Below are 11,485 nucleotides of genomic sequence, written 5' to 3' on the forward strand. Positions count from 1 at the left end.
CCCGGTGAGGTCGCCCTCTTCGCTCCTTCCCGTCCTCGTCGCCGGTGTCGTCACGATCATCGCCGGGGCCGCGATGTCCCTGCAGGGACGCGCCAATTCCTTCCTCGGTCCTGTCCTCGGACACGCGGTCTTCGCCGCGCTCGTCTCATTCGTCATCGGCCTGCTCATCGTCGGCACGGTGCTGGTGAGCTCACGACGTTCCGGCCGGGCGGCGATCGTGCTCATCAGACTCGTGCGCACCGGTACGATGCCCTGGTGGACGCTCCTCGGCGGGCTCAGCGGAGCCCTGGTCGTCGTCGCGCAGGCGACGACGGTGCCGATCATGGGCGTGGCGATGTTCACGATGGCCTTCGTCTCGGGTCAGGTCACCGGCGGCCTCATCGTCGATTCCACTCATCTGCCGCCGGGAGGCAGGCAGTCGCTGAGCCTCCTGCGCATCCTCGGCGTCCTCATCGTCCTCGCCGCCCTTGTCTACGGCGCCAGGGAACGACTTCTCCTCGGAGTTCCGCTTTGGGCTCCCCTGCTGCCCTTCGCCTCAGGCACCCTGACATCCGTCCAGCAGGCCTGCAACGGTCGCATCAAGGCGGCGACGAACTCTGCCGTCGTGGCCACGACGGTGAATTTCGCGGTCGGCCTGGCAGCCACGGTTCTCGTCTCCGCGATCATCCTGGCTGCCGGAGTGCGGTGGACGGGCTTTCCGGTTCAACCCACGCAGTGGTGGTTCCTCCTCGGCGGAGCCTTGGGCGTCATCTTCATCGGACTCACCTCGCTCACGGTCACCCGCCTCGGCGTGCTCCTGCTCAGCCTGTTCTCACTGTTCGGCAACCTCATGGGTGCGCTGCTGCTGGACCTGCTCACACCCGTCGACGGATCCCTGGTGAGCACGACGACAGTCATCAGCGCGCTCGGTGTGCTCGTCGGGATCGCGGTGACGATCACGCCTTCAGCAGGAAGTCCCCGAGGACCCTCGTCCCGAACTTGAGCGCGGAGATCGGCACCCGTTCGTCCACGCCGTGGAACATCGCGGGGAAGTCGAGATCGCCGGTCAGCTGCAGGGGTGCGAAGCCGTAGCCGGTGATGCCGAGCTCGGCCATGGACTTATTGTCCGTGCCGCCGGAGAGCGTGTAGGGAAGCACCTTCGCGGAAGGATCGTCGGCGAGCAGGCTCGCCTTCATCTGCTCGACCAGAGGAGTGTCGTACGGGGCTTCGAGGGCCTCGCCCTCATCCTCAGCGCTGATGTCGACGCCCTCCCCCGCGAGCTCCTTGATTTTCAACATGACGTCTTCGTGCTGGCCCGGCAGGGTGCGGCAGTCGACGTAGCCGGTGGCCGTGCCGGGGATGACGTTGTGCTTGTAGCCGGCGTCGAGGAACGACGGATTCGAGGTGTTCTGCAGGGTCGGGGCGACGAACTTCTCAACGGAGCCGAGCTCGGCCAGCAGCTGCGGGATCGTCTCGGACCGGAACTCGATGCCGGTCAGCTCGGAGACGCCTTCGAGCAGCTGGCGGGTCGCCAGCGGGATGTCCTGGGGCCACGGGTGGCTGCCGATGCGCGAGATCGCCGAGGCCAAGCGGGTGACCGGGTTGTCGTCGTTGCGCTGCGAACCGTGACCGGCGGTGCCGTGGGCGATGAGGTTGAGCCAGGCCAGCCCCTTCTCCGCGGTCTGGATGAGGTAGACCCGTTGGCCGCGGATGTCGACGGAGTATCCGCCGACCTCGGAGATCGCTTCGGTGGCGCCGGAGAAGAGTTCGGGGCGATTGCGGACCATATGCCGGGCGCCGTAGTTGCCTCCGGCCTCCTCGTCGGCGAAGAAGGCGATGATGAGGTCACGCCGAGGCTGCAGGCCCTGACGCTGCATTGCCCGCACCGAGGCGATGATCATCGCGTCCATGTCCTTCATGTCCACCGCGCCGCGGCCCCAGAGCAGGCCGTCCTTGATGACGCCCTCGAAGGGATCGACGCTCCAGTCCTCGGCCGCGGCGGGGACGACGTCGGTGTGGCCGTGCACGACCAGTGCCGGGGCGTGCGGATCGCTGCCCTTGACCCGGGCGACGATATTGGCGCGACCGGGCGAGGATTCGACGATCTCGGAAGGAAGATCAACCTCGGCGAACCAGGAGGCGATGAGCTCGGCGGCCGGCAGCTCGGGGTTGGCCTTGTTGCCGCCCCAGTTCTGCGTGTCGATGCGGATGAGCTGCTGGCAGAGGTCGGTGACCTCGGCTTCGGCGGCGCTGAAATGAACCACGGTGGCTCCCTTCGGTGTGAGCGGACCATGCCTCGACGCGGTGGTCCGGCTCGGCGATCCGGCTGTTTGCCTCCACCGTATCCCACAGTCGTCGCCGATACGGGTCCGTCCGCATCGGTCCGAGCAGCATCCCGCTGCGTGACTGTACATCAGACGTGCATACGTACTGTTCTTATGCACTGCGTGTGCACATCTGGCCTACAGTCGGGTTCGCGTCTTACGTGAACCGCACTCGGACAACCTCGGCGGGAATAGAAGATGGCCCCCGGATCGAAATCCGGAGGCCAACCTCGTTGTGCGCGGAGGGGGACTTGAACCCCCACGCCCGATAAGTTGGGCACTAGCACCTCAAGCTAGCGCGTCTACCAATTCCGCCACCCGCGCTGGCAACAGAGATAACTCTACATGCGAGTTCCCGTCGCGCAAAATCGAAATCGGCAATTGTGACGCACTGCACTGAAAAGGCTATTTCTCCAGGTACGCGACCTGCGAGAGCACGTGGGGCTTCCCCGACTTGAGGTCGAAGACCGCCGACCGTGATGCCTCGTGGCGCTGCCCCTCGGTCAAGGCGTATCCGACCGTGCCCGGCAGCAGGATCGGCTTCGCGAAGGACACATCCCAGCGGTAGGCATCCAGGCGCGGATCCATCGCCGACAGCGCGCGGGAGGCGGTGTACATGCCGTGGGCGATCTGCCGCGGGAAGCCGAATCCCTTGGCTGCGAGGCCGTTGAGATGGATCGGATTGTAGTCCCCGGAGACCTGTGCATACCGCTGTCCGATGATCGGATCGAGACGCCACAGAGCAGTCGGCTGCGGAGCATCGAACTCCGCATGCGGGACCTGCGCCTTCGACTCCGCGCCGGGCAGCTTCCGGCCCTTGGCCAGGTACGTGGAGACCTCGCTCATCACCGGACGGCCGTCGACCTTCGCGTCGACGCGGACCTCGATCGTCGTGCCCTTCGTGTGTTCGAAGGGACCGGCGAGTTCGAGGTGGTAGTCCACGACGTCGCCGAGGTGCACCGGAGCGAGCATGTCGACCCGGTTGTGGATGTGGACCATGCCCAGCATCGGCAGCGGCACCTCGGGATCGGCCAGCAGCTGCATGCTCAGCGGGAACGCGAGGATGTGCAGGTATCCGGGATGGACGGTGTCACCGAGGGTCTGCCGGATCACATGGGCGAATCCGGCATAGGCGACCGGCTCGAGCGGAACGCTGCGGTCGATGGACCGCTCCGGCAGCTCGGGGCTCGTCCGCGGACCGATGGGCAGGGTTTTGAGCAGGGCGCGGCCGTAGACCGGGAACATCGATTCGGCCATCAGGCACCCACCATGTTCTGCCCGCACACGCGCAGGGTCTCACCGTTGATGCCGCGGGCTCCGCTCGAGGCGAGGAACCCGATGGCCTCGGCCACGTCGACGGGCTGACCGCCCTGCTGCAGGCTCGAGAGCCGGCGCGCGACCTGGCGGGTCAGCGTCGGCATCTTCGCGGTCATGTCGGTTTCGATGAATCCCGGTGCGACGGCGTTGATCGATCCCTTCCGTCCGGCGAATTCCTCCGCCGAGGCGGCCGTGAGTCCGATGACGCCGGCCTTGGAGGTCGCGTAGTTCGTCTGTCCGCGGTTGCCGGCGATGCCCGAGGTCGAGGCCAGCGACACGACCTGAGCACCGTCGGCGAAGAGGCCTTTCTCCGCCAGGTGGGCGTTGATCATCGTCTGCGCGGCGATGTTGACTGCGATGACAGAGTCCCAGCGCCCGGCGTCCATGTTCGCGAGCATCTTGTCGCGGGTGATGCCGGCGTTGTGGACGAGGATGTCGACGGGTCCCCCGACCGCCTCGGCGATCTTCTCGGCGGCATCGGCGGCGGTGATGTCGAGTTGGACGGACTTGCCGCCGATCTCATTCGTCACCTGCGCCAGAGCCTGACCGGCCTGGGGCATGTCGACGCCGATGACGTAGGCGCCGTCGCGGGCGAGGTTGCGGGCGATCGCCGCGCCGATTCCGCGCGCGGCACCCGTGACCACGGCGCGCCGGCCGGCCAGGGGTCCGTTCGCACCGGTGGACATGAAGGCGTCGAGGCCGAGCCGCTCCCCCGCGTCGGAGGAGACGGTGAGGAACTGGCCGGACACATATGCCGACTTGCCCGAGAGAAGGAACCACAGCGCGGCCGCCACCGAGGGCGCGGTGAGGTCGACGCCGTCCAGCAGGATGCCGTTGGCGGTGGCGCCGGCACGCATCTCGTGGGCGACCGAACGGGTGAAGCCCGTGATTCCCTGCGCGGCGGCGGCGAGCTCGGGGGTCTGGTTCTTCGCATCCGGTACGGTGGAGACGGTGATCACGCGACCGCAGGGTGCCAGTGAGCGCAGCGCCGCACCGGCCTCGAGGACGATGGGTGAGAGGTCGGCCGGGGACTTCGCATCGTCGAGGACGGCGATGATCGCCCGCAGCTTCTCACCGGATTGGGCGTTGCGCCGCACCTCGAGCCCGTTCTCCAGCAGCAGGTCGGCGAGGTTCTGAGCGCCGGGGCCGGAACCGAGGACGAGGACCGGCTTGTTCGTGTAGCTGGCCGGTGTGGAGCCGAAGCGGTTGAGTTCGACCGGCTGCGGCAGTCCGAGGGTCTTCGCCACCTGCTTCAGCGGTCCGTTGACGAGGGAGAGATAGGTGTCTTTCATGCTGCCTCCACGATCGCGGTGAGTCCCTGGCCGCCTGCTGCGCAGATCGAGACCAGCGACCTCTTCTTGCCGGTTGTCTTGAGGTATTTGGCGGTGGTGGCGATGATGCGCCCACCGGTGGCCGCGAAGGGGTGACCGGCGGCGAGGCTCGAGCCCAGCGGGTTGAGCTTGTCGCGGTCGATGCTGCCCAGGGCCTGATCGAGTCCCGCCTTCTCGCGGCAGAACTCTTCGGACTCCCACGCCGCCAGGTGCGAGAGCACGGTGGACGCGAAGGCCTCATGGATTTCGAAGACATCGAAGTCATCGAAGGTCAGGCCGTTGCGGGCGAGCAGACGCGGCACAGCGTAGGCAGGAGCCATGAGCAGGCCCTCGGCTCCGTCGACGAAGTCGACGGCGGCAGCTTCGGCATCGACGAGGCGGGCCAACGGCGTGAACCCGTGTTCGGCCGCCCAGTCCTCACTGCCGAGCAGCACCGAGGAGGCACCGTCGGTCAGCGGTGTCGAGTTGCCGGCAGTCATGGTCGCTTCGGCGGCCAGTCGCTTGCCGAACACCGGTGAGAGCTTGGCCATGGACTCCATGTTCGAGTCGCCACGCAGGTTCGTGTCCCGGCTGACGCCGAGGTAGGACGTGGTGAGATCGTCGAAGAACCCGGAGTCCCAGGCCGCCGCGAGGTTCTGATGGCTGGCCACGGCGAGTTCGTCCTGTGCCTGCCGAGTGATTCCCCATTCGGCGGTGGTGATCGCTTGGTGCTCGCCCATGCTCAGGCCGGTGCGCGGCTCCCCCGTGCTCGGTGCCTGCGGGGCGAGATAGGCAGGCCGGATCTGCGCGGCGATCTTCGCCCGCTGGACCATCGTCTTCGCACGGTTGAGCTCGAGGAGGATCTCGCGCATCGAATCGTCGATGACGATGGGAGCATCGGAGGTCGAGTCGACGCCCGAAGCGATGCCGGATTCGATCTGACCGGCGTTGATCTTGTTGTTCAGGCTGACGACCGCCTCGAGTCCGGTGGCACAGGCCTGGCCGAGGTCGAAGGCCGGAGTCGTCGGGGCCAGCGCGGAGCCGAGTACGGCTTCACGGGTGAGGTTGAAGTCCTTCGAGTGCTTGAGGACCGCACCTCCGGAGACTTCGCCGATGCGCTCCCCGGCCAGCCCGAAGCGAGCGGTGAGCCCGTCGATGGCCGAGGTGAGCATATCGAGATTCGTCGCCTTCGAGTACTGCTTGTTCGAGCGCGCAAAGGGAATGCGGTTGCCGCCGAGGATGACGGCTCGTTGACTGGGAGCGGACATGTGCACCTCCGAGAGTTGGATTTAACTGTTACCGACAGTACCTGATACTGTCGGTCTTATGAAATCGCTCACAGACGGACGCTCGACTCGGTGGCAAAAGCACCGTGACGAGCGTCGTCGCGAACTGCTGCGCACGGTCCGCCATGTCGTCGCCGAACACGGAGACGACCTGTCGATGGACCAGATCTCGGAGCTGTCGGGAACCTCGAAGTCCGTGCTCTACCGCTATTTCACCGACCGTGCGGGACTGCAGGCGGCCATGGGCGAATGGGCCATGGGCGTCATCGTCCGCTCACTCGACGAGGCCACCTCGGCAGCGGCGAAGATGCGGACAGCAGGCATCGGGCAGCAGGCGGCAGCCGTCGACGGCGGAACTGCCAGAGCACGGGAATCGCTGACATCGATGGTCCGAGCCTTCGTCACCCTGGCCGCAACGTCGCCGCACGTCTACCGGTTCTGCGACACGGCTGTGAACCGATTCGCGCCCCAACAGACCGGCGGTTTCTTCAACTCGATCGCAGAGCTCCTGGCCGACCGCCTGGACCTCGCCGACGATCGGGACCGCCTGTGGTCGGCCGGAGCCATCGGCTTCGTCCGCGCCGCGACCGAGGCCTGGCTCTCGAACCCCAGCCGTGCCGAGGAGTTCGCCACTGACATCAGCAACTGGCTGTGGGCATCATTGCCCGCCAATCTAGGAGTAGAACGATGAAGCTGTCTCTCAACCCTCAGGCCATCAACGATGTGCTCGACGGCCGCTGGGCCGAAGGCCGACGTCGGGGCCGCGAACTGGCCCTGGACCCCCGGAGCCACGAGGATCCTGCCGATGATCTCGAGACCACTCGAGCAAAGACCCTCGTCGGCGTCGGTCTCATGGCCGACTCCGGTCTGCCGCTCGTCAGCCTTCCGCCCGAGCTGGGTGGGAAGAACCAGCACGCCACCAACGTGGCGGGCTTCGAGGAGACGGTCACCGCCGCTCCCAGCCTGCAGATCAAGGCCGGAGTCCAGTTCGGCCTCTTCGGCGGAGCGATCCTCCACCTCGGCGATGCCGAACAGCACAAGAAGTGGCTGATCGATGCTCAGACCGGCAAGCTGCTGGGCTCGTTCGCGATGACGGAGATCGGACACGGTTCGGATGTCGCCTCCGTGGCGACGACGGCGACCTACGATGTCGACGCGGAAGAGTTCGTCATCACCACTCCTTTCCGTGCCGCGACCAAGGAATACATCGGCAACGCCGCTCGGGACGCCCGCGCGGCCGTCGTCTTCGCACAGCTCGTCACCGCCGGGGTCAACCACGGGGTGCATGCCTTCTTCGTTCCCGTCCGTGATGAGTCCGGAGACCCGATGCCGGGAATCTCGATCGAGGACGACGGCTACAAGGGCGGCCTCAAGGGCGTCGACAACGGACGCATCGCCTTCACCGAAGTGCGCATCCCGCGGACCAATCTGCTCAACCGGTACGGGGATGTCAGCGCCGACGGCACCTACTCCTCCCCCATCGACTCACCGGGGCGCCGCTTCTTCACCATGCTCGGCACCCTGGTCCAGGGTCGTGTCTCGCTCGACGGTGCCGCGATCGTGGCGTCGAAGATCGCTCTCGACATCGCCGTGCGCTACGGACTCGAGCGCAAGCAGTTCAACTCCGTCGACGAGATCGAAGAGACCACTCTGCTCAGCTACCAGCAGCACCAGCGTCGCCTCATGCCCGCTCTCGCCGCGGTCTACGCCTCGAACTTCGCTCACGACAAGCTGCTCGCCTCGTTCGAAGAGGTCTTCTCCGGTGCCGATGACTCCGAGGAGAACCGGGCCGTGCTCGAGACCCGCGCGGCGGCGTTCAAGGCGGATACGACCTGGATGGCACTCGACGTCATCCAGGAATGCCGCGAGGCCTGCGGCGGTGCCGGCTTCATGGCCGAGAACCGACTCGTCGGTCTGCGCGCCGACATGGATGTCTACGCCACGTTCGAGGGCGACAACACGGTGCTCCTCCAGCTGGCTGCCAAGCGCCTGCTCGGCGACTACGCGAAGGAGTTCTCCAACCTCGACATCGGTGGTGTCGCCCGCTTCATCGGCACCCGAGCGGCTGAGCACAGCCTCTACCGGACCGGACTGGTCAATGCCGGCACGGCGATCTCCGATGTCTTCAGCGGCAACCTCAGCGAGAAGCGAATCCGTTCGGGTCGTCTGCAGCGGACCCTGCTGGAGAACCGCGTCGAGTCCATGGTCGCCTCGGTGGCGCAGAACCTGCGTCCGGCGATGAAGATGTCTCAGGCCGATGCCGGTGAGCTGTTCAACTCCACCCAGCACGAACTCATCGAGATGGCTCGCGCCTATGTCGAGCTGGAGAAGTGGAAGGCGCTCGACGAGAAGATGAAGGAGCAGACCGACGCCGATCAGGCCAAGGTGTTCCGCCGACTGCGCGATACCTACGGTCTCACGCTCATCGAGCGTCATCTGGGCTGGCATCTCATGTACGGGCGTCTGCCGATGTTCCGGGCCCGTCAGATCAACGACACGCTCAACCGTCTGTGCGCGAAGCTGGCCGCGAACGCCCTCGATCTCGTCGAGTCGTTCGGCTACGGCGACGAGCACCGTCGGGCCACCATCGCCACCGGTGTGGAGGCGCAGCGACAGGCCGAGGCCGCGGACTATTTCCGCCGGGCCCGCGCCCAGGAGGACTTCCCTGTCGATGAGAAGCACCTGCGCAAGGCCGAGAAGGTGGCCGCCAAGGCAGCGGCGAAAGCTGCGGCCAAGGCCGGCAACAGGTCCGGCAGCAAGGCCGGCGTGAAGTAAAACCTCCCCCTCCGCCCCGGCGCTCGACCTTCCGAGTGCCGGGGCGTGAATACGAAGAATCCCCGCAGCGAACGGTCTGCGGGGATTCTTCGTGTCGGAAGCGGCCGGATCTCGTCCGGAACGCTCAGGCGGCGAGGAAGTCTTCGAGCACGGCAGAGATCTTGGCCGACTCGGTGAGGAATCCGTCGTGGCCGACGGGAGAGTCGATGACGTCGTGGCGGACCTTGCCCGGCAGCGCCTCGGCGAGGATCTCCACCTGTTCGGGCGGGAACAGGCGATCCGAGGACACCGAGATCACGAGGTTGTCCGTGCAGGCATCGGCCAAGGCGGTGCGCAGGTCGCTCGAACGCCCGCGGCGCACATCGTGATCGCGCAGGGCGCGGGTGAGCACGAGGTAGCTGTGCGGGTCGAATCGAGCGGTGAGCTTCTTCGCCTGGTGATCGAGGTAGGAGCTGACCTCGTAGTAGTTCTCCGAACGCATCCGTCGCGAGAAGCGCTCATTGAGTTCGGCGTCGTTGCGGTAGGTCAGATGGGCGATCTGACGCGCCAGACCGAGTCCTTGGGACGGGAAGCGCCCGACTGCGGAATAGTCCCCGGCATAGTAGTCGGGGTCGAGTTCGATCGCCCGTTCCTGCATCATCGCCCATGCGATCTGGTCGGCCTCACAGAAGGCCGGTGCGGCGATGACGGCGCATTTGCGCACCTTCCGCCGATCGAGCAGAGCGAATTCGAGCGCCCGTGCGCCACCCATGGATCCGCCGATCACCGCCGCCCAGGACTCGATGCCGAGGATCTGGGCGAGGTTGTGCTCTAACCTCGCCATGTCCCGGATCGAGACCGCCGGGAAGCGGGAGCCGTAGGCCAGTCCGTCGTCGAAGGTCGACTGCGGCCCGGTCGTGCCCGAGCATCCGCCGAGCGAATTCGCGCACACCACGTAGTACTCGTTCGTGTCCACGGCTTCGCCGGGACCGACGACGCCCGACCACCATTCGGTGACGTGGGTGTCGCCGGTGAGGGCATGTTCGATGAGGATCGCATTGGAACGATCCGCGTTGAGAGTGCCGAAGGTCTCGTAGGCGATCTCAACCGTGCCGAACGTATGCCCGGAGTCCGTGCCGAAGCCCAGAATCCGCTCGACGGAGGTGCTCTGGGTGGTCATCTCAGGCCGCAGACTGTGCCTTCGCCGCAGCCGCCGCGAAGCCCTTGTCGAGGTCGGCGATGATGTCGTCGATGCCTTCGATGCCCACGGACAGGCGCACCAGCGCCGGGTTGACGCCCGCAGCCTTCTGAGCCTCCTCGTCGAGCTGGGCGTGGGTGGTCGAGGCGGGGTGGATGACGAGCGAGCGGACGTCGCCGATGTTCGCCACGAGCGAGTGCAGCTCGAGGGCGTCGACGAAGGCGACGGCCGCGTCGTAGCCGCCGGCGATGTCGAAGGCGAGCACCGAGCCCACACCGTTCGGCAGGTACTTCTTGGCCAGGCCGTTCCAGGGGCTGGATTCGAGCCCGGCATAGGCGACGCGGTCGACCTGGTCGTGGCCTTCGAGGTAGGCGGCGACCTTGTTGGCGTTCTCGACGTGGCGTTCGATGCGCAGGCTCAGGGTCTCGATGCCCTGGGCGAGCAGGAACGCATTCGTCGGGCTGAGCGAAGGTCCGAGGTCGCGCAGGCCCTGCACGCGCGCCTTGAGTCCGTACGACACGTTCGCACCGAAGGGTCCGTCGGCACCGAGGTCGCGGGCGAAGACGAGTCCGTTGTAGGTGACATCGGGTTCGTTGAAGCCGGGGAACTTCTCCGGCTGTGCGCCGTAGTCGAAGTTGCCGCTGTCGACGAGGACGCCGGCGACGGAGTTGCCGTGGCCGCCGAGGTACTTCGTGGCCGAGTGCAGGACGACGTCGGCGCCGTGTTCGATGGGGCGCACGAGGTAGGGGCTGGCCAGGGTGTTGTCGACGATCAGCGGGACGCCGGCCTCATGGGCGATCGCGGCGATCGCTTCGATGTCGAGGATGTCCGAACGCGGGTTCGACACGACCTCGCCGAAGAGGAGCTTGGTGTTGTCCTGGATCGCGTTCTTCCACTCGTCGTGGTCGTCGACGTCGACGAACGTGGTGTCGATGCCGAGCTTGCGCAAGGTGACATCGAGGAGGTTGACGGTTCCGCCGTAGAGGCTGGAGCTGGCCACGATGTGGTCGCCGGCTCCGGCGATGTTCGTGATCGCCAGGAAGGCAGCGGACTGGCCCGAGGCGGTGAGGACTGCGTGGACTCCGCCTTCCAGGTCGGCGATGCGGTTCTCGACGACCTCGTTCGTCGGGTTCGTCAGACGGCTGTAGACGGGGCCGACGTCGGTCAGCGCAAAGCGGCTGGCCGCATGCGCAGCGTCGTTGAACACGAACGAGGTGGTCTGGTGGATGGGCAGGGCGCGCGATCCGGTGGTCGGATCGGGAACCTGTCCGGCATGGATCTGGCGGGTTTCGAATGCCTGGGTCATGGTCTCTCCTT

At 66.4% G+C, this 11,485-nt stretch carries 9 protein-coding genes and 1 tRNA gene; 3 read left to right on the plus strand and 7 right to left on the minus strand.

Features of this window, described 5'->3' with window-relative positions:
- Nucleotides 1-4 precede the first annotated feature (4 nt).
- Nucleotides 5-982, plus strand: a complete 978-nt coding sequence (locus J9314_RS09675) for a DMT family transporter (protein WP_210602235.1) — start codon at nt 5-7, stop codon at nt 980-982.
- Here the strand turns inward: J9314_RS09675 and J9314_RS09680 are convergent.
- The 5 genes from J9314_RS09680 to J9314_RS09700 all read right to left on the minus strand — a co-directional run bounded on the left by J9314_RS09680 (nt 936) and on the right by J9314_RS09700 (nt 6,198).
- Entirely contained in the window at nt 936-2,243 is a 1,308-nt protein-coding gene (locus J9314_RS09680; protein ID WP_246490313.1) for a M20/M25/M40 family metallo-hydrolase, read from the minus strand. The genes J9314_RS09675 and J9314_RS09680 overlap by 47 nt on opposite strands.
- A 296-nt stretch (nt 2,244-2,539) precedes the next feature.
- A tRNA-Leu gene (locus tag J9314_RS09685) sits at nt 2,540-2,627 on the minus strand.
- An 81-nt stretch (nt 2,628-2,708) separates the two neighbouring features.
- Entirely contained in the window at nt 2,709-3,560 is an 852-nt protein-coding gene (locus J9314_RS09690) for a MaoC/PaaZ C-terminal domain-containing protein (RefSeq protein ID WP_246490314.1), read from the minus strand.
- On the minus strand, nt 3,560-4,912 hold the full coding sequence (locus J9314_RS09695) for a 3-oxoacyl-ACP reductase (protein ID WP_210602237.1): 1,353 nt from the start codon (nt 4,910-4,912) through the stop codon (nt 3,560-3,562). The genes J9314_RS09690 and J9314_RS09695 overlap by 1 nt, the downstream gene beginning before the upstream one ends.
- Nucleotides 4,909-6,198, minus strand: coding sequence for an acetyl-CoA C-acetyltransferase (locus J9314_RS09700; protein ID WP_210602238.1), 1,290 nt, complete (start codon nt 6,196-6,198; stop codon nt 4,909-4,911). Before J9314_RS09700 ends, J9314_RS09695 begins: the two co-directional genes overlap by 4 nt.
- Before the next feature lie 58 nt (nt 6,199-6,256).
- Here J9314_RS09700 and J9314_RS09705 point away from each other — a divergent pair, with 58 nt between their 5' ends.
- Together J9314_RS09705 and J9314_RS09710 are read left to right on the plus strand one after the other, a co-directional pair.
- Nucleotides 6,257-6,907 carry a TetR/AcrR family transcriptional regulator gene (locus tag J9314_RS09705; RefSeq protein ID WP_210602239.1) on the plus strand — a complete coding sequence of 217 codons (651 nt, stop codon included), beginning with the start codon at nt 6,257-6,259 and terminating at the stop codon, nt 6,905-6,907.
- Nucleotides 6,904-8,991: an acyl-CoA dehydrogenase family protein gene (locus tag J9314_RS09710; RefSeq protein WP_210602240.1), complete on the plus strand. Its 2,088-nt coding sequence runs from the start codon at nt 6,904-6,906 to the stop codon at nt 8,989-8,991. Before J9314_RS09705 ends, J9314_RS09710 begins: the two co-directional genes overlap by 4 nt.
- Before the next feature lie 124 nt (nt 8,992-9,115).
- On the opposite strand, the gene metX is transcribed toward J9314_RS09710, so the two are convergent.
- Both metX and J9314_RS09720 read right to left on the minus strand, forming a co-directional pair.
- Nucleotides 9,116-10,150, minus strand: coding sequence for a homoserine O-acetyltransferase MetX (gene metX, locus J9314_RS09715; protein WP_210602241.1), 1,035 nt, complete (start codon nt 10,148-10,150; stop codon nt 9,116-9,118).
- 1 nt (nt 10,151) lies between these two features.
- Entirely contained in the window at nt 10,152-11,474 is a 1,323-nt protein-coding gene (locus J9314_RS09720; protein WP_210602242.1) for an O-acetylhomoserine aminocarboxypropyltransferase/cysteine synthase family protein, read from the minus strand.
- Nucleotides 11,475-11,485 lie beyond the last annotated feature (11 nt).

This window comes from Brevibacterium oceani (assembly GCF_017948325.1).
GTDB lineage: Bacteria > Actinomycetota > Actinomycetes > Actinomycetales > Brevibacteriaceae > Brevibacterium > Brevibacterium oceani.

Excerpts from the sequence above, each read along its gene's own strand:
- J9314_RS09695 (WP_210602237.1), bottom strand. The coding sequence starts at position 4,912 with ATGAAAGACACCTATCTCTCCCTCGTCAACGGACCGCTGAAGCAGGTG.
- J9314_RS09720 (WP_210602242.1), bottom strand. The coding sequence starts at position 11,474 with ATGACCCAGGCATTCGAAACCCGCCAGATCCATGCCGGACAGGTTCCC.
- metX (WP_210602241.1), bottom strand. The coding sequence starts at position 10,150 with ATGACCACCCAGAGCACCTCCGTCGAGCGGATTCTGGGCTTCGGCACG.
- J9314_RS09700 (WP_210602238.1), bottom strand. The coding sequence starts at position 6,198 with ATGTCCGCTCCCAGTCAACGAGCCGTCATCCTCGGCGGCAACCGCATT.
- J9314_RS09710 (WP_210602240.1), top strand. The coding sequence starts at position 6,904 with ATGAAGCTGTCTCTCAACCCTCAGGCCATCAACGATGTGCTCGACGGC.
- J9314_RS09705 (WP_210602239.1), top strand. The coding sequence starts at position 6,257 with ATGAAATCGCTCACAGACGGACGCTCGACTCGGTGGCAAAAGCACCGT.
- J9314_RS09690 (WP_246490314.1), bottom strand. The coding sequence starts at position 3,560 with ATGGCCGAATCGATGTTCCCGGTCTACGGCCGCGCCCTGCTCAAAACC.